23 protein-coding genes are annotated in these 25,209 nt (G+C 57.0%); 12 read left to right on the top strand and 11 right to left on the bottom strand.

Annotated elements, in window-relative coordinates; all coding sequences use genetic code 11:
- Positions 1-3: 3 nt before the first annotated feature.
- The 3 genes from ppk1 to purM all read right to left on the bottom strand — a co-directional run bounded on the left by ppk1 (position 4) and on the right by purM (position 3,921).
- Positions 4-2,064, bottom strand: coding sequence for a polyphosphate kinase 1 (ppk1, locus tag FHN83_RS04875; RefSeq protein WP_039029695.1), 2,061 nt, complete (start codon positions 2,062-2,064; stop codon positions 4-6).
- 181 nt (positions 2,065-2,245) lie between these two features.
- The gene (gene purN / locus FHN83_RS04870; RefSeq protein WP_139563346.1) at positions 2,246-2,887 is read right to left on the bottom strand and encodes a phosphoribosylglycinamide formyltransferase; all 642 of its coding nucleotides are present in this window, start codon (positions 2,885-2,887) and stop codon (positions 2,246-2,248) included.
- A complete protein-coding gene (gene purM, locus FHN83_RS04865) occupies positions 2,884-3,921 on the bottom strand; it encodes a phosphoribosylformylglycinamidine cyclo-ligase (RefSeq protein WP_139563345.1) in 1,038 nt (345 codons plus the stop codon). The genes purN and purM overlap by 4 nt, the downstream gene beginning before the upstream one ends.
- Before the next feature lie 279 nt (positions 3,922-4,200).
- Between purM and FHN83_RS04860 the strand changes: the two genes are divergently transcribed.
- From FHN83_RS04860 to FHN83_RS04845, 4 genes are all read left to right on the top strand, one after another.
- Positions 4,201-5,631, top strand: a complete 1,431-nt coding sequence (locus FHN83_RS04860) for a 6-phospho-beta-glucosidase (protein ID WP_039029692.1) — start codon at positions 4,201-4,203, stop codon at positions 5,629-5,631.
- Between the two features lie 227 nt (positions 5,632-5,858).
- Entirely contained in the window at positions 5,859-6,485 is a 627-nt protein-coding gene (upp, locus tag FHN83_RS04855; RefSeq protein ID WP_032613066.1) for a uracil phosphoribosyltransferase, read from the top strand.
- Positions 6,486-6,579: 94 nt separating this feature from the next.
- A complete protein-coding gene (gene uraA / locus FHN83_RS04850; protein WP_039029691.1) occupies positions 6,580-7,869 on the top strand; it encodes a uracil permease in 1,290 nt (429 codons plus the stop codon).
- Between the two features lie 95 nt (positions 7,870-7,964).
- Complete coding sequence (locus FHN83_RS04845; RefSeq protein WP_071886429.1) at positions 7,965-8,666, top strand: DnaA inactivator Hda; 702 nt, start codon at positions 7,965-7,967, stop codon at positions 8,664-8,666.
- Positions 8,667-8,699: 33 nt separating this feature from the next.
- On the opposite strand, the gene arsC is transcribed toward FHN83_RS04845, so the two are convergent.
- A complete protein-coding gene (arsC, locus tag FHN83_RS04840) occupies positions 8,700-9,059 on the bottom strand; it encodes an arsenate reductase (glutaredoxin) (RefSeq protein WP_039029690.1) in 360 nt (119 codons plus the stop codon).
- Between the two features lie 11 nt (positions 9,060-9,070).
- A complete protein-coding gene (gene bepA, locus FHN83_RS04835; protein ID WP_039029689.1) occupies positions 9,071-10,534 on the bottom strand; it encodes a beta-barrel assembly-enhancing protease in 1,464 nt (487 codons plus the stop codon).
- Between the two features lie 222 nt (positions 10,535-10,756).
- Here bepA and FHN83_RS04830 point away from each other — a divergent pair, with 222 nt between their 5' ends.
- On the top strand, positions 10,757-11,818 hold the full coding sequence (locus FHN83_RS04830) for an AI-2E family transporter (protein WP_138369778.1): 1,062 nt from the start codon (positions 10,757-10,759) through the stop codon (positions 11,816-11,818).
- Positions 11,819-11,953: 135 nt separating this feature from the next.
- On the opposite strand, the gene bcp is transcribed toward FHN83_RS04830, so the two are convergent.
- The gene (gene bcp, locus FHN83_RS04825) at positions 11,954-12,424 is read right to left on the bottom strand and encodes a thioredoxin-dependent thiol peroxidase (protein WP_039029687.1); all 471 of its coding nucleotides are present in this window, start codon (positions 12,422-12,424) and stop codon (positions 11,954-11,956) included.
- The gene (locus tag FHN83_RS04820; protein ID WP_039029686.1) at positions 12,424-12,993 is read right to left on the bottom strand and encodes a glycine cleavage system transcriptional repressor; all 570 of its coding nucleotides are present in this window, start codon (positions 12,991-12,993) and stop codon (positions 12,424-12,426) included. The genes bcp and FHN83_RS04820 overlap by 1 nt, the downstream gene beginning before the upstream one ends.
- 145 nt (positions 12,994-13,138) lie before the next feature.
- On the opposite strand from FHN83_RS04820, the gene dapA reads away from it, so the two are divergent.
- From dapA to ypfH, 6 genes are all read left to right on the top strand, one after another.
- Positions 13,139-14,017, top strand: a complete 879-nt coding sequence (dapA, locus tag FHN83_RS04815) for a 4-hydroxy-tetrahydrodipicolinate synthase (protein ID WP_138369780.1) — start codon at positions 13,139-13,141, stop codon at positions 14,015-14,017.
- 16 nt (positions 14,018-14,033) lie between these two features.
- The gene (gene bamC, locus FHN83_RS04810) at positions 14,034-15,068 is read left to right on the top strand and encodes an outer membrane protein assembly factor BamC (RefSeq protein ID WP_039029684.1); all 1,035 of its coding nucleotides are present in this window, start codon (positions 14,034-14,036) and stop codon (positions 15,066-15,068) included.
- A 109-nt stretch (positions 15,069-15,177) separates the two neighbouring features.
- Positions 15,178-15,891 (top strand): phosphoribosylaminoimidazolesuccinocarboxamide synthase, encoded by a 714-nt coding sequence (purC, locus tag FHN83_RS04805; RefSeq protein ID WP_139563344.1) that lies wholly within the window; start codon positions 15,178-15,180, stop codon positions 15,889-15,891.
- Positions 15,892-16,014: 123 nt separating this feature from the next.
- Positions 16,015-16,884, top strand: coding sequence for a neutral zinc metallopeptidase (locus FHN83_RS04800; protein ID WP_039029682.1), 870 nt, complete (start codon positions 16,015-16,017; stop codon positions 16,882-16,884).
- 15 nt (positions 16,885-16,899) lie between these two features.
- Entirely contained in the window at positions 16,900-18,900 is a 2,001-nt protein-coding gene (locus FHN83_RS04795; protein ID WP_327062105.1) for a tRNA(Met) cytidine acetyltransferase TmcA, read from the top strand.
- Positions 18,901-18,973: 73 nt separating this feature from the next.
- Positions 18,974-19,669 (top strand): esterase, encoded by a 696-nt coding sequence (gene ypfH / locus FHN83_RS04790; RefSeq protein WP_138369782.1) that lies wholly within the window; start codon positions 18,974-18,976, stop codon positions 19,667-19,669.
- A 38-nt stretch (positions 19,670-19,707) separates the two neighbouring features.
- On the opposite strand, the gene FHN83_RS04785 is transcribed toward ypfH, so the two are convergent.
- The 3 genes from FHN83_RS04785 to FHN83_RS04775 are packed head-to-tail and all read right to left on the bottom strand — an operon-like array spanning position 19,708 to position 21,419.
- On the bottom strand, positions 19,708-19,905 hold the full coding sequence (locus tag FHN83_RS04785) for a YpfN family protein (protein ID WP_039029679.1): 198 nt from the start codon (positions 19,903-19,905) through the stop codon (positions 19,708-19,710).
- 26 nt (positions 19,906-19,931) lie between these two features.
- Entirely contained in the window at positions 19,932-21,059 is a 1,128-nt protein-coding gene (dapE, locus tag FHN83_RS04780) for a succinyl-diaminopimelate desuccinylase (RefSeq protein WP_039029678.1), read from the bottom strand.
- Between the two features lie 3 nt (positions 21,060-21,062).
- Complete coding sequence (locus tag FHN83_RS04775) at positions 21,063-21,419, bottom strand: ArsC family reductase (protein WP_039029677.1); 357 nt, start codon at positions 21,417-21,419, stop codon at positions 21,063-21,065.
- Between the two features lie 389 nt (positions 21,420-21,808).
- Here FHN83_RS04775 and ypfM point away from each other — a divergent pair, with 389 nt between their 5' ends.
- Positions 21,809-21,868, top strand: a complete 60-nt coding sequence (gene ypfM, locus FHN83_RS04770; RefSeq protein ID WP_015572204.1) for a protein YpfM — start codon at positions 21,809-21,811, stop codon at positions 21,866-21,868.
- A 106-nt stretch (positions 21,869-21,974) separates the two neighbouring features.
- Here the strand turns inward: ypfM and acrD are convergent, their stop codons facing one another.
- Positions 21,975-25,088, bottom strand: a complete 3,114-nt coding sequence (gene acrD, locus FHN83_RS04765; RefSeq protein WP_039029676.1) for a multidrug efflux RND transporter permease AcrD — start codon at positions 25,086-25,088, stop codon at positions 21,975-21,977.
- Positions 25,089-25,209 lie beyond the last annotated feature (121 nt).

The following is a 25,209-nucleotide window of genomic DNA, read 5'->3' as shown; positions in this document are numbered from 1 at the left end:
AGGTTAATCGGGTTGCTCGAGTGATTTGATATAGTCGTAAATCGCCAGCTGTGCGCGCACCTTACGGCGGTTGCCGCGCGGCACATAGCGGTTACTCAGTTCTTTATCGATATAGCGTGCTTTTACAGTATCACTTAACAATAAGTCAATGATATCAAGAATTTGTTGCTTCAACCGTGGATCAAGCAGCGGTGCCGCCACTTCAATACGGTAATCGATATTACGCGTCATCCAGTCGGCTGAGGAGAGGTAAACGCGTTTATCGCCACCGTTCTCAAAAATATAGATGCGATCGTGCTCGAGATAGCGGTCGACGATACTGATGACGCGAATATTTTCACTAATCCCTTCGAGATCGGGGATCAGGGAGCACATACCGCGGATCAGCAGGTTAACCATCACCCCCGAGCTGGACGCAGCATACAGGCGATCCACCAGCCCTTTATCGACCAGGTTATTGAGCTTCAGCGTGATGCCGGAAGGCAGGCCCTTCTGCGCATTGGCGATCTCACGGTCGATCATGTCATACAGCAGGCGACGGGAGTTCTGCGGGGAGACCAGCAGATAGTCGAAGCTGACCGGGCGATACGGGTTTTCAATAAAGTTAAACACCCGACGCACTTCGTTGGTGATCCGCGCATCGGCGGTCAGCAGCGAGTAGTCGGTATAAATGCGTGCGGTTTTTTCGTTGAAGTTACCGGTGCCGATGTGGGCATAACGCACCACGTCATCGCCCTCTTTACGGGAGATGAGGAACAGCTTGGCGTGGATCTTCAGGCCTGGGGCGGAGAAGATCACGTGCACGCCCGCTTCGGTCAGACGACGGGCCCAGTGGATATTGGCCTCTTCATCGAAACGCGCCTGCAGTTCAACGACCACGGTCACTTTCTTGCCGTTGTGGGCAGCGTGGATCATCGCATCGATGATGCGGGAATCTTTCGCCACGCGGTAGATGTTGATTTTTATCGCCAGCACGTTGGGATCGAACGACGCCTGACGCATCAGTTCCAGCACGTGCTCAAAGGTGTGGTACGGATAGTAGAGCAGAACGTCGCGCTCGCGAATGGCGTCGAAGCCGTTGCGGAACTTATCAAACCAGATGTGGCGCAGGCGCGGCAGCGGCTTGTTCACCAGGTTGGCTTTGCCAACGTTCGGGAAGCCGATAAAGTCTTTGAAGTTATGGTAGCGACCGCCCGGCACGATGGAGTCGTAGCGGGAGATAGTCAGCTTCTCGCGAAGCATCTCGACCATGGCATCGGGCATATCGCGCTGATAGACAAAGCGCACCGGCTCGGCCGTCAGACGCTGCTTGAGGCTGGAGGACATCAGCTCCATCAGGCTGGCCTCCATCTCGTGCACCAGATCGTACTCGGCGTCGCGGGTCATCTTCATGGAGTAGGCGTTCAGCGCATCGTAGTCGAAGAAGCCTTTAAAGATGTCGTCCAGGCAGTAGCGCAGAATGTTATCCAGCAGGATCATCGGCTTGCGGCGACGCGGCGTTTCCGGCGGCAGATTGACAAAGCGCGGGACTTTATCTGACGGGATCTCCAGCAGCGCATAGCGGATGCTGTCGCCGCGGATAATCTCTACCGCCAGATAGGTGTAGTCATCCTTCAGGAACTGCACCAGATCGGTTTCGCGGTTAATCAGGATCGGAGTGATGTGCTGGCGCAGATAATGTTTGAAATAGTGACGCAGCCAGCTCTGCTGGTTGACCGAGAGCTGACGCTCGTTGATCAGGAAGATTTGATTGCGCGCCATCTCCAGCAGCAATTCGTTATAGAGGCTATCAAACTCTTGATCGGCTTTCAGTACGCGGGACTGGATCTTGCCCAGCAGATGACGCGAGTTCGAGTTTAAACCCTGCTCTTCGCTAATGATGATTCGGCGTTTCAGTTCAGCAAAGCGAACTTTATAGAACTCATCCAGGTTATTGGAGTAAATCCCCAGAAAACGCATGCGCTCAATCAGCGGGTTAGTTTTATCCGCCGCTTCCTGAAGCACGCGCTCGTTGAATGCTAACCAGCTTAGCTCTTTCTCGATGTATAACTTTTCCTGACCCATTACTACTCACACTCCAGTTCAATCACAGGACGTGGTAAATCCGTCTCGCCTTTATTATGGCGAGCATTTCCACAATATGTCCAACTGTGTCAGAAAAGTATGACAGTTAAATTATTTTTTGAGGGAAAATAGAGAGTTAGTTAAGTAGGTCGGGTAAGCGAAGCGCCACCCGACAAATATACTATTCTTCTGCCGCATGTCCTTGCGGGGGTAACGGCGCGCCGTCCAGCCAGGCGGCGCCGTCGCGCATTTCCAGACGACCGTCAACAAACCAGCTGACCACCAGCGGGTAGATGGCGTGCTCCTGGGCCTGCACCCGGGCGGTGACATCCTCTTCGCTGTCGCCTGCAAATACCGGCACTTTCGCCTGCAGAATAACCGGGCCGCCATCCAGCTCGTCAGTGACGAAATGGACCGAGGTACCGTGCTCTTCATCGCCGTTATCCAGCACCTGACGATGGGTGTTCAGGCCAGGATATTTTGGCAGCAGGGAAGGGTGGATGTTCAGCAGTCGCCCGGCATAGTGCGCAACAAACGCCGGGCTGAGGATGCGCATGTAGCCGGCAAGTACCACCACGTCCGGGGCGTAGGCGTCTATCTCCTGCACCAGCTCGCGGTCAAAGGCCTCGCGGCTGGCAAACTGGGAGGCGCTGAGCGCATGCACGGCAATGCCCGCATCGCGGGCACGCTCAAGGCCGTACGCATCGGCCTTGTTACTGAATACTGCGCGGAGGGTGCCGTTGATCTTCTTCTGTTTGCAGGCATCGATGATAGCCTGCAAATTACTTCCGTTACCGGAAATGAGCACCACTATATTTTTCATTCAATGACCACACGCTCTTCGGAATCAGACGCTTTGATGATACCGATTTTCCACGCGTTTTCACCTTTCGCCTGCAGCAGCGCCAGGGCTTTGTCCACTTCGCTTGCCGGCAGGGCAATAACCATCCCCACGCCGCAGTTGAAGGTGCGATACATTTCGTGATTGCTGACGTTACCGGCATCCTGCAGCCAGTTAAATACCGCAGGCCACTGCCATGAAGATTCGTCGATCACCGCCTGGGTGTTGTCCGGCAGTACGCGCGGGATGTTTTCCCAGAAGCCGCCGCCGGTCAGGTGGGCGATAGCGTGAACGTCCACGTTCTCAATCAGCTCCAGAACCGATTTCACGTAGATACGGGTAGGTTCGAGCAGGTGATCGGCCAGCGGTTTCCCTTCCAGCTCGGTGGTGAGGGGGTCGCAGCCGCTCACTTCGACAATTTTGCGCACCAGGGAGTAACCGTTAGAGTGTGGGCCGCTGGACGCCAGGGCGATCAGCACGTCGCCGTCGGTCACTTTGCTGCCGTCAACGATCTCTGATTTTTCGACAACGCCCACGCAGAAGCCAGCAACGTCGTAATCTTCGCCGTGGTACATGCCCGGCATTTCGGCAGTTTCACCGCCCACCAGCGCACAGCCAGACTGCAGACAGCCTTCGGCGATGCCGCTGATCACGCTGGCTGCGGTATCCACGTCCAGCTTGCCGGTCGCGTAGTAGTCGAGGAAGAACAGTGGCTCAGCGCCCTGAACGACCAGGTCGTTCACGCACATCGCGACCAGATCGATGCCGATGGTGTCGTGGCGTTTCAGATCCATCGCCAGACGCAGCTTGGTGCCCACGCCGTCGGTGCCTGAGACCAGAACCGGTTCACGGTATTTTTGCGGCAGCGCGCACAGTGCGCCGAATCCTCCCAGACCTCCCATCACTTCCGGGCGGCGGGTCTTTTTCACCACACCTTTGATACGGTCAACCAGCGCATTACCTGCGTCAATATCAACACCGGCATCTTTGTAGCTGAGAGAAGTTTTGTTGGTCACGGCTCAAGTCCCCACGCGATTGCATTGCGATAGTAAGAAAAATCGGCGCAATTCTAACAGTCCAGGCAAACGTTTGCGAGCCCATTCTGCAACAGAAAATAGCGCCCGTGAAAATCCAGTAAAAATCACGCCTTAGCACGCAAACATGAACCCGTTCACGAAAATGAAACCGGGTACATTCTTATTCTTGCAACCCTGCCAGCGAATGCACATCATTTTACTGAAACCGGTTTCTGTACTCTTTTTTGCCGATAATTAACGCTGAATGAGGGATATCGCATGTCAGGATTCAAAGAGGGTTTTCTGTGGGGCGGCGCGGTGGCGGCGCATCAACTTGAAGGCGGCTGGCAGGAGGGCGGGAAGGGCGCGAGCGTTGCGGACGTGATGACCGCTGGCGCACACGGCGTCCCCCGCGAAATCACCGACGGCGTGCTGCCGGGTAAAAACTACCCCAACCACGAAGCCATCGATTTCTATCACCGGTACAAAGAAGATATCCAGCTGTTCGCGGAGATGGGCTTTAAATGCTTCCGCACCTCCATTGCCTGGACGCGTATTTTCCCCAAAGGCGACGAGCTGCAACCTAACGAGGCGGGGCTGAAGTTTTACGACGATCTGTTTGATGAGTGTCTGAAGCACGGCATCGAACCGGTGATCACCCTCTCGCACTTCGAAATGCCTTATCACCTGGTAAAAGAGTACGGCGGCTGGCGTAACCGCAAGCTGATCGACTTTTTTGTGCGCTTTGCCAGCGTCGTGTTCGAGCGCTATCAGCACAAAGTGAAGTACTGGATGACCTTTAACGAGATCAACAACCAGGCCAACTTCCACGAGGATTTCGCACCCTTTACTAACTCCGGCCTGCACTATCAGCCGGGTGAAGATCGCGAGCCGGTGATGTTCCAGGCGGCGCACTATGAGCTGGTGGCGAGCGCTCTGGCGGTGAAAGCCGGACGCGACATCAACCCGTCCCTGCGTATCGGCTGCATGATCGCCATGTGCCCAATCTATCCGCTGACCTGCGCCCCGAACGATATGATGATGGCGATGAACGCCATGCACCGCCGCTACTGGTTCACCGACGTGCACGTGCGCGGAGCCTATCCGCAGCATCTGCTCAACTACTTCGCCCGTCGCGGCTTTGAGCTGGATATCACCGAAGAGGATAAAGCGGCGCTGAAGCAGGGCTGCGTGGACTACATTGGCTTCAGCTATTACATGTCGTTTGCCACCAAAGCGACGGACGACAACCCGCAGCTGGATTATGACGAAAGCAAAAGCCTGGTCTCCAACCCGTACGTGCAGAAGTCTGACTGGGGCTGGCAGATTGACCCGGTGGGGCTGCGCTACTCCCTGAACTGGTTCTGGGATCACTACCAGCTGCCGCTGTTTATTGTCGAGAACGGTTTTGGCGCCATCGACGTGCTGGAGAGCGACGGCACGGTGAACGACCAGTACCGCATCGACTATCTCAGCGCCCATATCCGCGAGATGAAAAAAGCGGTGGAGGAGGATGGCGTGGATCTGATGGGCTACACCCCGTGGGGCTGCATCGATCTGGTCTCTGCCGGAACGGGCGAGATGAAAAAACGCTATGGCTTTATCTACGTGGATAAAGACAACGAAGGCAACGGCACGCTGAATCGCAGCAAGAAAAAGTCGTTCGCCTGGTATCAGAAGGTGATCGCCAGCAACGGAGAGAACCTTTAGTTGCCGGGTGGCGCTAACGCTTACCCGGCCTACACTACACGTAGGCCCGCATAAGCGTAGCGCCACCGGGCAGATCCCGCACCCAAGCCGGAGCCCTGTCTCCGGCTTTTTTTGTCTCTAAATCACTTTGCTTGATGTACGTCAAGCAAGATGGGTATGGCGCTGTCCGCAAAAAGCGGTATAATCCGGCGATTTTTTTTGTGGCTGCCACCCGAAGGAGAAAGAGAATGAAGATTGTGGAAGTGAAACACCCACTCGTTAAACACAAGCTGGGCCTGATGCGTGAGCATGACATCAGCACTAAGCGCTTTCGTGAACTGGCCTCTGAAGTTGGCAGCTTACTGACCTATGAAGCAACCTCCGATCTGGAAACCGAAACGGTGACCATTGAAGGCTGGAACGGCCCGGTACAGGTTGAGCAGATCAAAGGCAAAAAAATTACCGTTGTGCCAATCCTGCGTGCGGGTCTGGGCATGATGGAAGGCGTGCTGGAGCACGTCCCAAGCGCGCGTATCAGCGTGGTCGGTATCTACCGTAACGAAGAGACGCTGGAGCCGGTTCCGTATTTCCAGAAGCTGGTGTCCAACATCGACGAGCGTATGGCGCTGGTCGTTGACCCAATGCTGGCGACCGGTGGTTCCATGATCGCCACCATCGACCTGCTGAAAAACGCTGGCTGCAGCAGCATCAAGGTGCTGGTGCTGGTTGCCGCGCCGGAAGGTATTGCCGCGCTGGAAAAAGCGCACCCGGACGTTGAGCTTTACACCGCGTCTGTCGATCAGGGACTGAACGAGCACGGGTACATCATCCCGGGCCTCGGCGATGCCGGCGATAAGATTTTTGGTACCAAATAAGTGAATAACGAAAAAGAAGCCGACTTTGATAGTCGGCTTTTTTTTGAATAAAAAACCCAACCGCTTAAAACAAACAACACTTGAGGAAGAATCTATGACGCGCCGTGCTATCGGGGTGAGTGAAAGACCGCCACTTTTGCAGACTATCCCGCTTAGTTTGCAGCACCTGTTTGCGATGTTTGGCGCAACCGTGCTGGTGCCTATTCTGTTCCACATTAACCCGGCCACCGTGCTGCTGTTTAATGGCATCGGGACGCTGCTGTATCTCATTATCTGTAAAGGCAAAATCCCGGCCTATCTGGGTTCCAGCTTTGCATTTATTTCTCCGGTCCTGCTGCTGCTGCCGTTAGGTTATGAAGTGGCGCTGGGCGGTTTCATCATGTGCGGCGTGCTGTTCTGCCTGGTGGCTTTCATTGTGAAGAAAGCGGGTACCGGCTGGCTGGACGTGATGTTCCCGCCTGCGGCGATGGGCGCAATCGTTGCCGTCATCGGCCTTGAACTGGCGGGCGTTGCGGCGAACATGGCGGGGCTGCTGCCTGCCGACGGCCAGGCGCCGGACACCAAAACCATTATCATCTCGCTGGTGACGCTGGGCGTGACGGTCTTTGGCTCCGTGCTGTTCCGCGGCTTTATGGCGATTATCCCGATCCTGATTGGCGTGCTGGCGGGCTATGCGCTCTCCTTCGCCATGGGCGTTGTGGATACCACGCCAATTGCCCAGGCCCACTGGTTCGCGCTGCCTACCTTCTACACCCCGCGCTTTGAGTGGTTTGCCATCTTCACCATTCTCCCTGCGGCGCTGGTGGTCATTGCCGAGCACGTTGGTCACCTGGTGGTGACGGCGAACATCGTCAAGCGCGACCTGATCCGCGACCCGGGCCTGCACCGCTCGATGTTCGCCAACGGTTTCTCGACCATCATCTCCGGCTTCTTTGGCTCCACGCCAAACACCACCTACGGTGAGAACATCGGCGTGATGGCTATTACCCGCGTGTACAGCACCTGGGTTATCGGCGGCGCGGCAATTATCGCCATCCTGCTCTCCTGCGTGGGTAAACTGGCTGCAGCCATCCAGATCATCCCGGTGCCGGTGATGGGCGGTGTTTCTCTGCTGCTGTACGGGGTAATTGGTGCTTCCGGTATCCGCGTGCTGATTGAGTCCAAAGTGGACTACAGCAAAGCGCAGAACCTGATCCTGACCTCCGTTATCCTGATCATCGGCGTGAGCGGCGCGAAGGTTCACATTGGCGCAGCCGAGCTGAAGGGCATGGCGCTGGCGACCATCGTCGGTGTAGGCCTGGCCCTGATCTTCAAACTGATCTCCGTTCTGCGCCCGGAAGAAGTGGTCCTGGACGCGGAAGAGAGCGAAAAAGTCTCTCATTGATCGTCTAACCGGGCGGCCGATCCGCCCGGTTCTCACTCCGCTTGTTCCGTGTTAAACTCTGGGCCGATTCCGAGTAAGACCTGGTTGAGGTATTTCTGAACGCACCGGCACAGCTCTCTTTGCCACTTTATCTTCCCGACGACGAAACTTTCGCGAGTTTCTGGCCGGGCGATAACCCCTCTTTACTGGCTGCACTGCAAAACGTGTTGCGCCAGGAGCACAGCGGTTACATCTATATCTGGTCGCGCGAAGGCGCGGGACGCAGTCATCTGCTGCACGCTGCCTGTGCCGAGCTTTCCCAGCGTGGGGATGCGGTCGGCTATGTGCCGCTGGATAAACGCACCTGGTTTGTGCCGGAAGTCCTTGATGGGATGGAGCAGCTGTCGCTGGTCTGCATCGATAACATCGAATGCGTGGCGGGGGATGAGCTGTGGGAAATGGCGATTTTTGATCTCTATAACCGCATTCTGGAGTCCGGGAAAACCCGGCTGCTGATCACCGGCGATCGTCCTCCGCGTCAGCTGAATCTCGGGCTGGCCGATCTGGCTTCACGACTCGACTGGGGACAAATCTACAAATTACAGCCGCTCTCCGATGAAGATAAGCTGCAGGCTTTGCAGCTGCGGGCGCGGTTACGTGGGTTTGAACTGCCGGAAGACGTGGGGCGTTTTCTGTTAAAACGTCTGGATCGCGAGATGCGTACGCTGTTTATGACCCTCGATCAGCTGGATAAAGCCTCCATCACCGCCCAGCGGAAATTAACCATTCCTTTTGTAAAAGACATCCTCAATCTGTAGGCCCGGCGCACAGGCTACCGGGCCACTTCATGCTTACTTCACAATCTCAAGTACCTGTTCAGGCGGACGACCAATCCGTGCCTGACCGTTCGCCACCACAATCGGGCGCTCAATTAGCTTCGGATTTTCCACCATCGCCTGAATCAGTTGCGCTTCGCTGAGCGCGCTGTCCGCCAGTCCCAGCTCTTTGTAAAGCTCCTCTTTCTGGCGCATTAACTCCCGGGCGCTGGACATCCCCAGTTGGCCAAGCAGCGTGCGCAGGGTGTCGGCATCCGGCGGCGTCTCCAGATAGAGCACCACCTGCGGCTCAACGCCGTTATCCTTGAGCAGGTTCAGGGTTTCACGGCTCTTTGAGCAGCGAGGGTTATGGTAGATCGTAACCGCGTCAGACATCTTTTCTCCTTTTACATCTTTTCATACGGGCGATAGCGCTCCTGCAGCTGGCGCAGCTGATCGATGCGGGCATCGTAACGGGCCTGTTGCAGACTGCCGAGTTTTACCTGCGAGCTGGCGCTGCTCAGCAGGGAGATGGCCTGATCCAGGCGTCCGGCAAGGGCAAAACCTTCGGCCCGGGCAGCCAGCTCCTGATCGCGATGGCCAAGCGCGGCTTCTGCCTGGGCCAGCAGATCCCAACCGTTAGGGTCATCCTTATTACTGAAGGTGTAGCGGTTGAGGAGCGTGGCGGCGTCCTGCGGCTGTCCACCCTGTAAGTAAGCGTTCGCCAGGTTGAGCTGCAGTACCGGATTGTTGCGCAGATCGCGGGCACCTTTCAGGCGGTTAATCGCATCCTGGGCTTTTTTCTGCCCTAAATCGATATCGGTTGCGAGATCGAGATACCAGGCGTTGCCTGACTCTGCGGCCAGCAGCGGCTGCAGGTTCTTGCGGGCTTCGTCGTAGTTACTGGCTTCCATCGCCTGCAGTGCACGCCCATACTGAGCCGCCCGCTGCTCACGGACGTTGCCTTTGTTCAGGGCATCCAGCAGATCGTTGGTCAGTTGGTTACGCCCGGAGTTGTACATGCCGAGGGTTCTGACCTTCGCCATGTAGAAATCTTGCGAAGACTGCACCACCACCGGACGCATCTGGTTGGCGCGGTTGCGCGCATCCGAAAGGCGGCTTTCCGGCAGCGGGTGGGTGAGCAAAATTTCCGGCGGGCGTGAAGAGTAGCGCGCCTGGTCGAGTAATTTTTCGAGGAAGCCCGGCATCGCCTGCGGGTCAAACCCGGAGCGCTGCAGCACCTGAATACCGATGCGGTCGGCTTCCTGTTCGTTTTGCTGGGTAAAGCTGATCATCCCCTGACGGGTTCCCGCCAGAGTACCGGTCAGCGCCGCCATACCCGCCTGCGGGCTGGCCATCGCCAGCAGGATAGAGCCCAGCGCGCCCACCCAGGTGAGCGGGGCGCTGCGCTTCTGATCTTCCATCGCTCGCGCCAGGTGGCGCTGGGTGACGTGGGAGATTTCGTGCGCCATGACCGAGGCCAGCTGGCTTTCGTTATCGGCATAGCGGAATAACGCCGAGTGCAGCACCACGTTGCCGCCGAAGAAGGCGAAGGCGTTGATCTCGTCGTTATTGATTAAATAGAAGTGGAAAGGCGTCTTGACCGAATTCGCATGGGAGACAAGACGCATCCCCAGCGAATTGATGTACTGCACCAGCAGCGGATCGTTAATCAGCGGCGCGCTGCCGCGCAGCTGGCGCACATAGAAGTCGCCCATTTGCATCTCCTGACCAATGGAGAGCGTGCTTCCTGCCGAGGTGCCCATATCCGGCAATGAGTCTGCAGAGTCAGCGAAGGCTGGCATCATCTGGCCAGCGGTCAGCGCAGCGATGAGCGTCGCAACCAACGTTTTTTTCAACTGCCTGAACATAACCTCTGTCCTGTCTGGTGGGTGTGCTAATTTGACCGAAGAACCCGCATATCGTTCATCTGCGGCTGCTCTGCCAGTGTATTCGCGTCAGGGCGATAAGAAAATCCCTCTTTTCAGGCTTTTGCGTTTTGTGACAGAGCACGAAAAAGCGAAAGTCTTTTCATTAACTCTTCGATACAATTCACCCTTTACGTCCAGCCAACATCTTCAGGGAAGGGTTGTATGCTCGAGTTATTAATGCAGTGGTACCGCCGACGCTTTAGCGATCCCGAAGCCATTGCTTTACTGGTTATTCTGGTTGCCGGATTTGGCATCCTCTTCTTCTTTAGCGGGCTGCTGGCACCGCTGCTGGTGGCGATTGTGCTCGCCTATCTGCTGGAGTGGCCTACCGTCCGGCTGGAAAATATTGGCTGCTCCCGCCGCTGGGCCAGCATCATCGTGCTGGTCTTTTTTGTCGGCATATTAATGGTGATGTCCTTTGTGGTTCTGCCTATCGCCTGGCAGCAGGGGATAAACCTGATCCGCGACATGCCGGGGATGCTGAGCAAACTGTCTGACTTTTCCGCCACCCTGCCGCGCCGCTATCCGGCCCTGATGGACGCGGGCATTATTGATGCGATGGCTGAAAACATGCGTACCCGCATCATGACGATGGGGGATACGGTGGTGAAATTCTCCCTCGCGTCGCTGGTGGGCCTGCTGACGCTGGCGGTCTATCTGGTGCTGGTGCCGCTGATGGTCTTCTTCCTGGTTAAAGATAAAGAGCAGATGCTTAACGCGGTGCGTCGCGTTCTGCCGCGTAACCGTGGCCTGGCAGGGCAGGTGTGGAAGGAGATGAACCAGCAGATCACCAATTACATCCGCGGCAAGGTGCTGGAGATGATTGTCGTTGGGGTCGCCACCTGGATTGGTTTCTTGATCTTTGGCCTGAACTATTCCCTGCTATTGGCGGTACTGGTCGGCTTCTCGGTGCTGATCCCCTATATCGGAGCCTTTGTGGTCACTATTCCGGTGGTGGGCGTGGCGCTGTTCCAGTTTGGGTTGGGCACGGAGTTCTGGAGCTGTTTCGTTGTTTATCTGATCATTCAGGGGCTGGACGGAAACCTGCTGGTGCCGGTGCTGTTCTCGGAAGCGGTGAACCTTCACCCGCTGGTCATTATCCTGTCGGTGGTCATTTTTGGCGGATTATGGGGATTCTGGGGCGTGTTCTTTGCGATCCCGCTGGCAACGCTGATTAAAGCGGTGGTTCACGCATGGCCGGATGTGCCGGCGGTGGAGGAGTAGTTTTTTGCCGGGTGGCGCTACGCTTACCCGGCCTACGGTTTTGTGCGGGCTGACGCCCTCACCCCGACCCTCTCCCACGTGGAGAGGGAGCAAACACTAAAAACGGCAACTCAGGTTGCCGTTTTGCATTTACCTTCAGGCGTTCGCTTTAACCCATTCCAGCACCACATCATGGTGATTGCTGGTTTTGAAATCATCAAACACGTGTTCAACCTTGCCGTCAGCGTCGATCAGGAAGCTGATGCGGTGAATACCGTCATAGGTTTTACCCATAAAGGTTTTCTCACCCCAGACGCCAAACGCGTTGCAGACCTGGTGATCTTCGTCGGACAGCAGCGTGAAGTTCAGCAGCTCTTTTTCGGCGAAGCGAGACAGTTTTTCCGGCTTGTCGGTGCTGATACCCAGCACTTCAACGCCAGCAGTTTTCAACTCGTCCATGTTATCGCGTAAGCCGCAGGCTTGTACGGTACAGCCTGGGGTCATGGCTTTCGGGTAGAAATAGACCAGTACACGCTGTCCCTGGAAGTCGGTTAAATTTACTTGCTCACCGTCTTGATCGGGCAAGCTAAATTTCGGTGCGATGTCACCGGCTTTCAGTGGATTCATTACTCAACTCCATCCTGTTCATGCTGGGAATAATTGACGACGTTAATACTGCCTTGCGCATTCAGTTCTGTACAGAGGGCTTTGAACGCTTGCTCGATATTTGACGCATCGCGCGACGCCGGGCTGTGCGCGGTGATCTGAATAAACAGTTTAGGCACGGTGCCGACTTCACCCGGCTGAGTACGCGAAACCAGCTCAGCGATATTCATCTGGTGGCTGTCAAACAGGGCGGTAAAGCGTTCGATTAAATGCGGGGAGTCCGTCACTTCCACCTGCACCCATACGGTGGCGGGCAGGGCCGGCTGCGGGCGCGCGGTGGTGCGCTTCATCACGATCAGCAGATCCAACTCTGCGCCTTTTAACGGCAGGGTCGATTCAATTAAGGTGATCGCATTCCACGACCCGGAAAGCAGCATGATGAAGGTAAACTCTTCACCCAGCATCGCCAGGCGGCTGTCTTCGATATTGCAGCCGCAGCTACTGACGTGGCGGGTGATGGTGTTCACGATCCCCGGCCTGTCGGCACCCAGCGCAGTGATAACCAGGTAATGTTGTGATGAGGTTGTCAAACCTGTTCTTCCTTTGCGTGGTTTAGTCTTTCTAAGGAAAGCATAAAAAAAACCGGCATACAATAACCTGGAGGCCTCACGTCGCTTGCTTTTATTACAGCACCAAACGTACCATTGAGGCTCTTGTACGCACAGAGGATGGCCCATGTTCACGGGAAGTATTGTCGCGCTTGTTACACCGATGGATGAGAAAGGTAATGTCTGCCGGTCAAGCCTGAAGAAACTGATTGATTATCATGTCGCCAGCGGAACCTCGGCGATTGTTTCGGTAGGGACTACCGGTGAATCTGCAACGTTGAGCCATGAAGAGCATGGCGAAGTGGTCATGATGACTCTCGAACTGGCTGACGGGCGTATCCCGGTTATCGCCGGTACGGGCGCCAACGCGACCGCGGAAGCCATCAGCCTGACCCAGCGTTTTAACGACAGTGGTGTGGTAGGCTGCCTGACGGTCACGCCATACTACAACCGCCCGACCCAGGAAGGTTTGTTCCAGCATTTCAAAGCCATCGCTGAACATACTGACTTGCCACAAATTCTGTATAATGTGCCGTCGCGCACTGGCTGCGATATGCTGCCAGAAACGGTAGGCCGCCTCGCGAAAGTAAAAAATATTATCGGTATTAAAGAGGCGACCGGGAACTTAAGCCGCGTTCATCAGATCAAAGAGCTGGTTTCAGACGACTTTATTCTGCTGAGTGGCGATGATGCGACCTCGCTGGACTTTATGCAGCTCGGTGGCCACGGCGTGATTTCCGTGACCTCCAACGTTGCAGCCCGCGATATGGCTGAAATGTGTAAACTGGCTGCGGCCGGTCATTTCCATGAAGCACGCTTGATTAACCAGCGTCTGATGCCGCTGCACAACAAATTATTTGTCGAACCCAATCCGATCCCAGTGAAATGGGCATGTAAGGAGTTGGGACTTGTAGCGACCGATACGCTGCGCCTGCCAATGACCCCGATTACCGACCACGGTCGCGAAACGGTCACGAGCGCGCTTAAGCATGCCGGTCTGCTGTAAAGTTTAGGGAGATTTGATGGCTTACTCAGTACAGAAGTCGCGCCTGGCGAAGGTTGCGGGTGTTTCGCTTGTTATGCTGCTCGCGGCCTGTAGCTCAGATTCACGCTACAAGCGCCAGGTGAGTGGTGACGAATCCTATCTGGATGCCGCGCCGCTTGCTGAACTTCATGCACCTGCTGGCATGATCCTGCCGATTCAGAATGGCGACTACAACATTCCGGTCACCAACGGCAGCGGCGCGGTAGGCAAAGCGCTTGATATTCGTCCGCCAGCACAGCCTCTGGCGCTGGTGAGCGGGGCGCGTACTCAGTTCACTGGCGATACCGCAACGCTGCAGGTTGAAAGCGCGCGTAACGCCACGCTGTGGCCGCAGGTGGTTAGCGTCCTTCAGTCGAAGAACTACGCGATTACTCAGCGCGACGACGCCAGCCAGACGCTGTCGACAGACTGGATCGAATGGAACCGTCTGGACGAAGATCAACAGTACCGTGGACGCTATCAAGTCTCTGTTAAACCTCAGGGTTATCAGCAGGCGGTGGTGGTTAAACTGCTGAACCTGGAGCAGGCGGGCAAACCGGTTGCAGACGCGGCATCCATGCAGCGTTACAGCACCGAACTGCTTAACGTCATTGCTGCGGGTCTCGACAAGAACGCCACCGACGCTGCCAATGCCGCTCAGAGCCGCAATGGCGCGACCTTCGACGTGCAGAGCGCTGCCGACGATACTGGTCTGCCAATGCTGGTGGTGCGTGGTCCGTTCAACCAGGTCTGGCAGCGTCTGCCATCCACCCTTGAGCGCGTCGGCATGAAAGTAACCGACAGCACCCGTTCAACGGGCAGCGTGACGCTCACCTACAAGCCGCTGTCTGACAGCAGTTGGGAAGCGCTGGGCGTACGCGATCCGGGACTCTCTTCTGGCGATTACAAACTTCAGGTCGGCGACCTGGATAACCGTAGCAGCCTGCAGTTTATCGATCCGAAAGGCCATACGCTGACCCAGTCGCAGAACGATGCGCTGGTCGCTGTCCTCCAGGCAGCCTTCAGCAAGTAAAAAAAAGGGCTGGTTACTCCAGCCCTTTTAATTTTCGTGCTACGCAAACGTGTGCGTGGCATAATATCTCCAGTTTTGAACACAAATCATCACACCAGGAGTAATTAAGATGCAGAAGCAAGCTGAGTTGTATCGTGGCAAAGCGAAAACCGTATACAGCACGGAAAACCCGGATCTGTTGGTGCTCGAGTTCCGCAATGATACGTCAGCAGGAGATGGCGCGCGCATTGAGCAGTTTGACCGTAAAGGGATGGTGAACAACAAGTTCAACCACTTCATTATGAGCAAGCTGGAAGAAGCGGGCATCCCGACGCAGATGGAAGCGTTGCTGTCCGATACGGAGTGTCTGGTGAAGAAGCTGGATATGGTGCCGGTCGAATGTGTCGTTCGTAACCGCGCCGCGGGCTCCCTGGTGAAGCGTCTGGGTATCGAAGAGGGTATCGAGCTGAATCCGCCGCTGTTCGACCTGTTCCTGAAAAACGACGCCATGCACGATCCGATGGTCAACGAATCTTACTGCGAAACCTTTGGCTGGGTGAGCAAAGAGAACCTGGCGCGCATGCAGGAACTGACCTACAAAGCCAACGACGTGCTGAAGAAGCTGTTTGACGACGCGGGCCTGATCCTGGTCGACTTCAAACTGGAATTCGGACTGTATAAAGGCGAGGTGGTGCTGGGTGATGAATTCTCCCCGGACGGCAGCCGCCTGTGGGACAAAGAGACCCTGGATAAAATGGACAAAGACCGCTTCCGCCAAAGCCTCGGCGGCGTAATCGAAGCGTATGAAGCCGTTGCCCACCGTCTGGGCGTCAATCTCGACTAATCCTGCCTTTTCTGCCAGGGGAGCGAAAGGTCCTCTGGCATCTCACCCCTGTTTCCAGTGGTAATCTTGTCCCGAACCGCCTACGATCTACCTATTATTAGGATGATATTTTTCGAGGTGGTTATGCGTTGGCAAGGACGTCGCGAAAGCGACAATGTAGAAGACAGACGTAGTGGCGGCGGTGGCCCATCCATGGGCGGCCCGGGTTTTCGTTTACCTGGCGGCAAGGGCGGCATCATTATCCTGCTGGTTGTGGTGGTGGCGGGCTACTACGGCGTCGACCTCAGCGGGCTGCTGACCGGGCAACCGATGCAGCAGCAACAGTATCAGTCTCCGCGATCCATCAGCCCGAACGAAGATGAAGCGGCGAAGTTTACCTCGGTGATCCTCGCTACAACGGAAGATACCTGGGGCCAGCTGTTCGACAAAATGGGCCGGACCTACCAGCAGCCGAAGCTGGTGATGTATCGCGGCGCCACGCGCACCGGCTGCGGTACCGGGCAATCGGTGATGGGGCCGTTCTACTGTCCTGCTGATTCTACCGTCTATATCGATCTCTCCTTCTACGATGACATGAAACGCAAACTGGGCGCCGACGGCGACTTTGCCCAGGGCTACGTCATCGCCCATGAAGTGGGTCATCACGTGCAAAAACTGCTCGGGATTGAGCCTAAAGTCCGCCAGCTCCAGCAGAATGCCAGCGAGAAAGAAGTGAACGCCCTGTCAGTGCGCATGGAACTGCAGGCCGACTGCTTTGCCGGCGTCTGGGGCCACAGTATGCAGCAGGAGGGGGTGCTGGAAGCGGGCGATCTGGAAGAGGCACTTAACGCCGCCCACGCCATTGGCGATGACCGTTTGCAAAAGCAAAGTCAGGGTCACGTCGTGCCGGACAGCTTTACCCACGGCACGTCGGAACAGCGCTACAGCTGGTTCAAAAAAGGTTTTGACGGCGGCGATCCGGCGCAATGCAATACCTTCGGCAAGGCAATCTGATCCTCAATGTCAGGGATGAATTTATCAGGCCTGCCTGAACAACTGGCGCGGGAGGGGCACCGGCGGCTGCTGGTGCTGAGCGGAGATGACATCTGGACGCAGCAGCAGGCGCTGCTGCTGAAAGGGCACTATCCCGGGGACTGGCTGTGGATTGGCCCTGACGCTCCGCAATTGCCTTCCTGCGCGCCGCAGGCGCTGCATCAACTGCTGGGCCGCGAGTTTCTGCACGCTATCTTCGATGCCCGACAGGGCTTTGAGGTCTCGGCGTTTGCCGCCGTGGCGGGCACGCTGCGTGCCGGAAGCGTGCTGGTATTACTCACGCCCGATCTGGCGCGCTGGCCGCAGGAATCCGACCAGGATTCACTGCGCTGGAGCGACAGCCCGCAGCCCATCCCCACGCCGCGTTTTATTCACCGCTTCTGCCGCCACATCCTGCGCGATCCGCTGGTATTACGCTGGCAGCAGGGCGAGCCTTTTAGCTTTACGCCATCCGCACCGGCACCCGCCTGGCACCCGGCCAGCGGCGAACCGCAGAGCGAGCAGGCGGCTGTTCTCGACCAACTCATGACGATGCCCGAAGGCGTCGCCGCCGTGACCGCCCCGCGCGGGCGCGGCAAATCGGCGCTGGCGGGCATGCTGTTGCAGCGCATTGCCGGCAACGCCATTGTCACCGCCCCCGCCAGAGCGGCGACGGAGGTCATTGCCCGCTTTGGCGGCGAGCGCTACCACTTTATAGCCCCGGATGCGCTGCTGGCTTCGGATCTGCACGCCGACTGGCTGATTGTCGATGAGGCGGCAGCCATTCCCGGCCCGCTGCTGGAGCGGCTGGTGACGCGCTTCCCCCGCGTTCTGCTCACCACTACGGTGCAGGGCTACGAAGGCACCGGCCGGGGCTTTTTACTGAAATTCTGCGCCCGTTTTGCCGGGCTGCGTTACTTCACGCTCTCCGCCCCGGTGCGCTGGGCCGCAGGCTGTCCGCTGGAGCGCATTATTGCGGATGTCCTGCTGTTTGATGATGAGCCCGACGACCGCGTTCCGCAGGGCGGAATCAGTTATATGCCGCTGGAGCATGAGGCCTGGAGCCGCGAGCCCGCGCTGCCGACCGCCGTCTACAAACTGCTCTGCGCCGCCCACTACCGAACGTCACCCTTGGATCTGCGGCGCATGATGGATGCCCCCGGGCAGCATTTTGCCGTCGCCCGCGCCGGGGAGAGCGTCTGCGGCGCGCTGTGGCTGGTGGAGGAGGGCGGTCTGAGCCCGACGCTCAGCCAGGCGGTGTGGGCGGGCTACCGGCGTCCGCGCGGCAATCTGGTGGCGCAATCTTTAGCAGCCCACGGCGGCTCACCTCAGGCGGCGACGCTCACCGCCCGACGGGTAACCCGGGTGGCCGTCCATCCTGCCCGCCAGCGTGAAGGCATTGGTCAGGCGCTGGTGGCCAGTAGCCGCCAGCAGGAGAGCCTCGACTACCTTTCCGTCAGCTTCGGCTACACCGACGAGCTGTGGCGCTTCTGGCAGCGCTGTGGATTTGTGCTGGTACGCATGGGAAGTCACCGCGAAGCCAGCAGTGGCTGCTTCACCGCGATGGCGATCCTGCCGCTCAGCGCGGCGGGGCAGGCGCTGTGCCAGCGTGAGCATCATCGGCTGTGCCGCGATGCTGCGGTAATTGAGCGCTGGAACGGTGAAAAGATCCCGGTACAGCCTGCAGGGGAAGCTACCCTTAATGATGATGACTGGCTGGAGCTGGCCGGGTTTGCTTTTGCGCACCGCCCGCTCACGGCATCGCTCGCCAGTCTGACGCGATTGCTGAACACGGCGGATCTGCCGCTGACCGGCCTGCGGGGCAAAATCGGGCAGGGCATGGACGACAGCGACCTGAGCCAACTGTTGGGGCTGAGCGGGCGCAAGGCGCTGCTGAGCTATCTGCGCAGCGAGGCGGGCCAGGCGCTGGCGCAGCTGGACAACCCTCGCTGTCAGGAGCTGAAACAGACTGTTTTGCAATGGCAATTTTTTCAATGACTTCATCAGTAAACTGGCATGTTCATTCTGCCTGTCAGGCGTAGAATCCCGTTTATCAATTAAGGAGACTGCCATGAAACATGACCATTTTGTTGTCCAGAGCCCCGATAAACCGGCCAAACAGCTGCTGCTGCTGTTTCATGGCGTCGGCGATAACCCGGTCAATATGGGGCAGGTTGGCAGCTGGTTTGCGCCGCTGTTTCCCGACGCTCTGGTGGTCAGCGTGGGCGGTCCACAGCCGTGCGGCCCGAACGGTCGCCAGTGGTTTTCGGTGCAGGACGTGACCGAAGAGAGCCGTCAGGGGCGGGTGGATGCCATCATGCCGACCTTTGTCGAAACGGTGCGTTACTGGCAGCAGCAGAGCGGGGTGAAGTCAGATGCCACCGCGCTGATTGGTTTTTCTCAGGGCGCGATCATGGCGCTGGAGAGCGTAAAGGCGGAGCCGGGTCTGGTCTCACGGGTGATTGCTTTCAACGGTCGCTATGCGACCTTGCCCGAGCAGGCGACCACGAAGACCACTATCCATCTGATCCACGGCGGGGAAGATCGCGTGATCGAGCTTTCCCATGCGGTTGCCGCTCAGGAAGCGCTGATCCGCGCAGGGGGCGATGTGACGCTGGATATTGTCGACGATCTGGGCCACGCCATTGACGATCGCAGCGTTCAGTTTGCGCTGGATCACCTGCGGTATACCGTGCCGAAACACTACTTCGATGAAGCGCTCAGCGGCGGCAAGCCGAATGATGACGATATTGTTGAATTCTTTTAGCGGATAACCCTCTCCCCGTCGGGGAGAGGGTGAAGGCGTTACTTCTTCTGGTCTTTCTTCGGCCAGTCGTCTTCATCATCCCACTTGTCATTAAAATCACGGTGGGGAGGGAGTTCAGGTTTGTTGGCGAGGAATTTCTTATGGTCAACGCGCTTGAGATCCTTGATCACGTTCAGCAGCACGCCTACCAGAAAAACCAGTACCAGGATCCACCAGTATTTAGCCAGCCAGTCCATTCGCTTATCCTTCTTTGGGGCAACCGTCAGGCGACGAGCTGCTCCATGATACGTTGATACATACGGGCCAGCAGTTGCAAATCTGCGGCGTTCACGCATTCATTGATTTTATGAATCGTGGCGTTCACCGGCCCAAGTTCGACCACCTGTGCACCCATGCGGGCAATAAAGCGTCCGTCAGAGGTTCCGCCAGTGGTCAGCAGTTGCGGTTTAATTTCATTATAGTGCGCGATAGCGTTAACCACCGCATCCACCAGCTTACCGCGTCCGGTCAGGAACGGCTGGCCGGACAGCCACCAGTCGATGCTGTAGCGCAGCTGGTGTTTCTCCAGCAGGGCCACCACGCGGGCTTTGATCATCTCGTCCGTCAGCTCGGTGCTGAAGCGGAAGTTAAACTGCACAAACAGATCGCCAGGGATAACGTTGTTGCTGCCGGTACCGGCCTGAATGTTGGCAATCTGCATGCTGGTTGGCGGGAAATAGTCGTTGCCCTTATCCCATTCGATCCCGACCAGCTCGTTGAGCATCGGGGCGGCGCGATGTACCGGGTTATCGGCCAGATGCGGATAGGCCACATGACCCTGCACGCCGTGAATGGTCAGGTTACAGGTGATGGAGCCGCGACGGCCATTTTTGACCACGTCACCCACCACTTCGGTGCTGGACGGCTCGCCCACCAGGCAGTAATCCAGACGTTCGTTGCGCGCCATCAGCGTTTCAACCACCTTCACGGTGCCGTTTTTAGCGCTGGCCTCTTCATCAGAGGTGATCAAGAACGCCAGACGGCCTTTATGGTTCGGGTATTGCGCCACGAAACGTTCGGCGGCAACCACCATCGCCGCCAGGGAGCCTTTCATGTCCGCCGCGCCGCGGCCAAACAGCATGCCGTCGCGGATGGTCGGTTCGAAAGGCGGATTGATCCAGCGGTCGGCATCCCCGGCTGGCACCACATCGGTATGGCCGGCAAACGCCAGTGTTTCACCCTGACCGCGCCAGGCCCAGAAATTTTGCGTGTCGCCAAAATCCATCGGTTCGACGGTAAAACCAATCGCCCGCAGGCGTTCGATCATCAGAGCCTGACAACCCGCATCATCGGGGCTCAGGGAAGGGCGGCGAATAAGCTGCTGAGTCAGCTCAATGACCGGGCATGACATAGACTACACCTCAATAAAATAGGTTTGGTATTGATTTTCGTTGAAACCCAGCAGCATAGGCTTACCGGGCGCCCAGAGCAATGGGCGTTTGATGATTGCTGGCATTTCAAGCATTAACGCCGCGGCGCTGTCCGCATTGTTGATGCTGGCGCGCAGGGATTCATCCAGTTTACGCCAGGTGGTGCCGCGGGTGTTCAGCAGGGCTTCCCAGCCGAGCTCGGCGATGAACTTCTGCATCAAATCAGCATCAAGGCCGTCAGCGCGATAGTCGTGAAAACGGTAGTCAACGTTGTTCTGCTCCAGCCAGCGGCGGGCTTTTTTAATGGTGTCGCAATTTTTGATGCCGTACAGGGTGGTCATGGTGAATCCTTTTGTCTTAAAAGTGGGCAGTTGCTCAGTATTTTCGATGATTAAAGGTTTGCGGAAATATAACACATTTGTTTTATTACATTATTGAATATTCAACCGCGGCATAAATAGTGCACAGGTCATGAATATTATTTCATCTTTATCGCATAGAAGTCCAACGGCGAAAAAGTTTAGTAAGAACAGGGAGTAAATAAACATCTCACCCTCGATTAAGGTTATTTCAAAATATTGCAGTTGGTCACATAAAATTTATGGAGAAGGACCCATATTATCTACAAGCCAGTCGTACCAACGGGGGTAGAGCAGTACCACTGATTAAAAAGTCTTCACAATGATGATATATTCTCGTAGAATGGCCCATAATAATAAGAGAGGTAGTTATGATTGAACGTGAACTGGGGAACTGGAAAGATTTTATCGAAGGCATGCTTCGTAAATGACATTCAGCAAGAATTGCAAGAGCACTTAATTAGTTAATAACAATAGTGTGAAAATAAACACACAAAAAAGGCGTCCGGTAAGGACGCCTTTTTTATTTTCAGTAGCTTATTTCTGTCGTTCCTTTAACGGGAAACGTCGACGCACCAGAACAAAGAACAGCGGCACGAAGTAAATGGCGAGGATCGTCGCCGAGATCATCCCGCCCATCACCCCGGTACCCACCGCATGCTGGCTGCTGGACCCCGCACCGGAGCTGGTTGCCATCGGCAGCACGCCAAAGACGAACGCCAGGGAGGTCATCAGAATAGGACGCAGACGCTGGCGACAGGCTTCGAGCGTCGCGGCCATCAGGTCGTGACCTTTTTCGTTCATCTCGTTGGCAAACTCGACAATCAGAATGGCGTTCTTCGCCGACAGGCCAATAACCGTCAACAGCCCCACCTGGAAGTAGACGTCATTTTCCAGGCCGCGCATCCAGGTGGCGAGCAGGGCGCCGATCACCCCCAGTGGAACCACCAGCATTACCGAGAACGGCACCGACCAGCTCTCATACAGCGCGGCCAGACACAGGAACACCACCAGCAGCGACAGGGCATACAATGCCGGAGCCTGGGCACCCGAGAGGCGCTCCTGATAGGACATGGCGGTCCACTCGAGGCCAAACCCGGCAGGCAGCTGCTGCACCAGATTTTCCATCGTATCCATGGCGGTACCGGTGCTGACGCCCGGCGCGGCTTCCCCGACAATCTCTACCGCAGCGTAGCCGTTATAGCGCTCCAGACGCGGTGAACCGGTCTCCCAGCGCGAGGTGGCAAAGGCCGAGAAGGGCACCATGCCGCCGTCTTTATTGCGCACATACCACAGGTTGATATCGTCCGGCAGCATGCGGTATTTAGCCGCCGACTGGACATAGACCTTCTTCACGCGGCCACGATCCATAAAATCGTTCACGTAGCTTGAGCCCCACGCGGTTTGCAGGGTGTCGTTGATGTCGTCGATGGAGACGCCCAGCGCCTGCGCTTTGCGCTGATCGATATCGATTTGCAGCTGCGGGCTGTCGTCCAGACCGTTGTGGCGCACGCGGGTCAGGGAAGGCTCTTCCCCGGCCAGCTCCAGCAGCCGGTCGCGGGCGGCCATCAGGGCGTCATGACCGGCTCCGGCGTGATCCTGCAGCTCCATGTCAAAGCCTGCCGAGCTGCCGAGCCCGCTAATGGCCGGTGGGCTGCTGGCAAAGACCCGCGCCTCTTTAATGTGGCTGAAGGCTTTGGTGGCGCGCTCGATAATGGCGAACGAGCTGCCGGTTTTGGCATCACGCTCATCCCAGTCTTTCAGGCGGACAAACATACGCGCCACGTTCTGCCCGTTCCCGCCGGGGCCGGAGCCCACGGTGGCAAAGACCGACAGCACGTTGTCTTTCTCCTGGTTAAAGAAGTACGACTCCACCTGCTGCACCACCTTCAGGGTCTGCTGCTGGGTCGAGCCGCTCGGTAACTGTACCGAGGTGATAAACATGCCCCGGTCTTCCAGCGGCAGGAACGAGGTGGGCAGGCGCAGGAACATAAAGACCATGCCCCCCAGCAGCAGCACGTAGATCAGCATCCAGCGCAGGCTGCGTTGCAGGATCCGCCCTACGCCCGCTTCGTAGCGCGCCGCGTTGCGGTTAAACATGCGGTTGAACCAGCCGAAGAACCCCTTCTGACCGTGCTGCTCGCCCTTATGCAGCGGCTTAAGCAGGGTGGCGCACAGCGCCGGGGTGAGGATCATCGCCACCAGCACCGACAGCACCATCGCCGCAACGATGGTTATCGAGAACTGGCGGTAGATCGCCCCGGTGGTGCCGCCGAAGAAGGCCATCGGCACAAAGACCGCCGACAGCACCATGGCGATACCCACCAGCGCGCCCTGGATCTGCTTCATCGATTTCCGTGTGGCTTCACGGGGCGAGAGTCCCTCTTCGCTCATGATACGTTCGACGTTCTCCACCACCACGATGGCGTCATCCACCAGCAGGCCTATCGCCAGCACCATCGCGAACATGGTGAGGGTGTTAATGCTGTAGCCAAAGGCGTAGAGCACCGTGAAGGTGCCCATCAACACCACCGGGACGGCGATGGTCGGGATCAGCGTTGCGCGGAAGTTTTGCAGGAACAGATACATCACCAGGAATACCAGGGCGATGGCTTCCAGCAGGGTTTTCACCACATCTTCAATGGAGGCCTTCACGAACGAGGTGGTCTCGTAGGCGATTTTGTATTCCAGCCCGTGGGGGAAATAGTGCGACAGCTCATCGAGACGGTCGATCACCAGCTCCGCGGTGGCCATCTCGTTAGCGCCGGAGGCCAGCTTAACGCCCAGCCCGGAGGCCGCTTTGCCGTTAAAGCGGCTCAGGTAATCGTACTTCTCGGCCCCCATCTCCACGGTGGCAACATCCCCCAGACGCACCTCGGATCCATCCTGATTGACGCGCAGAGTGATATCGCGGAACTGCTGCGGGGTTTGTAACAGCGACTGGGAGTTGATGGTGGCGTTCAGCGCCTGCTTGTCCACGGACGGTGTTCCGCCCAGCTGGCCCACCGCAATCTGCGCGTTCTGTGATTCGATGGCGTCGGTGACGTCTTTCGCGGTCATCTGGAAGCTGTTGAGCTTCGCCGGGTCGAGCCAGATACGCATCGAGTATTGCGACCCGTAGGCGTCGATATCCCCCACGCCGTTGATACGGCTCAGCGGATCCTGAATATTACTGGCGACATAGTCGGCGATATCCTGCTTATCCATTGAGCCGTCAGTGGAGACAAACGCAATGGTCAGGATGTTGGTATCGCCGGTTTTACGCACCGTCACGCCCTGATTCTGTACCGCCTGCGGCAGCTTACGCATGGCCGACTGCAGCTGGTTCTGCACCTGTTGCACCGCTTCATCCGGGTCAGCGCCCGCGGTAAAGCTCAGGGTTATCGACGCCTGGCCGGTGGCGCTGCTCTGGGACGACATGTACATCAGGTTGTCGAGGCCCGTCATGTTCTGCTCAATCACCTGGGTGACGGTGTTCTCCAGGGTTTGCGCGGATGCTCCCGGATAGTTGGCCGTGATCCGCACGTTAGGCGGAGCCAGATCGGGATACTGCTCAACGGGAAGGGAAAAAATAGCCAGCGTGCCGGTCAGACACAACAGAATTGCCAGCACCCAGGCAAAAATGGGGCGATCGATGAAAAAATTCGCCATTAAAGTAGGACCTCGTTTTGCTGCGCGTCGTAATTGTTTATAGCCCGCATAACTCTAGCGGTAAGGGGGATGTCAAACGTGGAGAAATAAAGGAGATAATGTAAATTATCATGCGCTTTCT

The organism is Leclercia adecarboxylata (genome assembly GCF_006171285.1).
GTDB classification, from domain to species: Bacteria; Pseudomonadota; Gammaproteobacteria; order Enterobacterales; family Enterobacteriaceae; genus Enterobacter; species Enterobacter barmai.
Note: the sequence above shows the minus strand (reverse complement) of the source record. Positions and strands in the feature narration are given on the sequence as shown.

Bases quoted from the DNA above. Each gene is read 5' to 3' on its own strand.
- ppk1 (WP_039029695.1), bottom strand. From the start codon at position 2,064: ATGGGTCAGGAAAAGTTATACATCGAGAAAGAGCTAAGCTGGTTAGCA.
- purN (WP_139563346.1), bottom strand. From the start codon at position 2,887: ATGAAAAATATAGTGGTGCTCATTTCCGGTAACGGAAGTAATTTGCAG.
- FHN83_RS04860 (WP_039029692.1), top strand. From the start codon at position 4,201: ATGTCAGGATTCAAAGAGGGTTTTCTGTGGGGCGGCGCGGTGGCGGCG.
- upp (WP_032613066.1), top strand. From the start codon at position 5,859: ATGAAGATTGTGGAAGTGAAACACCCACTCGTTAAACACAAGCTGGGC.
- uraA (WP_039029691.1), top strand. From the start codon at position 6,580: ATGACGCGCCGTGCTATCGGGGTGAGTGAAAGACCGCCACTTTTGCAG.
- arsC (WP_039029690.1), bottom strand. From the start codon at position 9,059: ATGTCTGACGCGGTTACGATCTACCATAACCCTCGCTGCTCAAAGAGC.
- bepA (WP_039029689.1), bottom strand. From the start codon at position 10,534: ATGTTCAGGCAGTTGAAAAAAACGTTGGTTGCGACGCTCATCGCTGCG.
- FHN83_RS04830 (WP_138369778.1), top strand. From the start codon at position 10,757: ATGCTCGAGTTATTAATGCAGTGGTACCGCCGACGCTTTAGCGATCCC.
- bcp (WP_039029687.1), bottom strand. From the start codon at position 12,424: ATGAATCCACTGAAAGCCGGTGACATCGCACCGAAATTTAGCTTGCCC.
- dapA (WP_138369780.1), top strand. From the start codon at position 13,139: ATGTTCACGGGAAGTATTGTCGCGCTTGTTACACCGATGGATGAGAAA.
- bamC (WP_039029684.1), top strand. From the start codon at position 14,034: ATGGCTTACTCAGTACAGAAGTCGCGCCTGGCGAAGGTTGCGGGTGTT.
- purC (WP_139563344.1), top strand. From the start codon at position 15,178: ATGCAGAAGCAAGCTGAGTTGTATCGTGGCAAAGCGAAAACCGTATAC.
- FHN83_RS04800 (WP_039029682.1), top strand. From the start codon at position 16,015: ATGCGTTGGCAAGGACGTCGCGAAAGCGACAATGTAGAAGACAGACGT.
- FHN83_RS04795 (WP_327062105.1), top strand. From the start codon at position 16,900: ATGAATTTATCAGGCCTGCCTGAACAACTGGCGCGGGAGGGGCACCGG.
- ypfH (WP_138369782.1), top strand. From the start codon at position 18,974: ATGAAACATGACCATTTTGTTGTCCAGAGCCCCGATAAACCGGCCAAA.
- FHN83_RS04785 (WP_039029679.1), bottom strand. From the start codon at position 19,905: ATGGACTGGCTGGCTAAATACTGGTGGATCCTGGTACTGGTTTTTCTG.
- dapE (WP_039029678.1), bottom strand. From the start codon at position 21,059: ATGTCATGCCCGGTCATTGAGCTGACTCAGCAGCTTATTCGCCGCCCT.
- FHN83_RS04775 (WP_039029677.1), bottom strand. From the start codon at position 21,419: ATGACCACCCTGTACGGCATCAAAAATTGCGACACCATTAAAAAAGCC.
- acrD (WP_039029676.1), bottom strand. From the start codon at position 25,088: ATGGCGAATTTTTTCATCGATCGCCCCATTTTTGCCTGGGTGCTGGCA.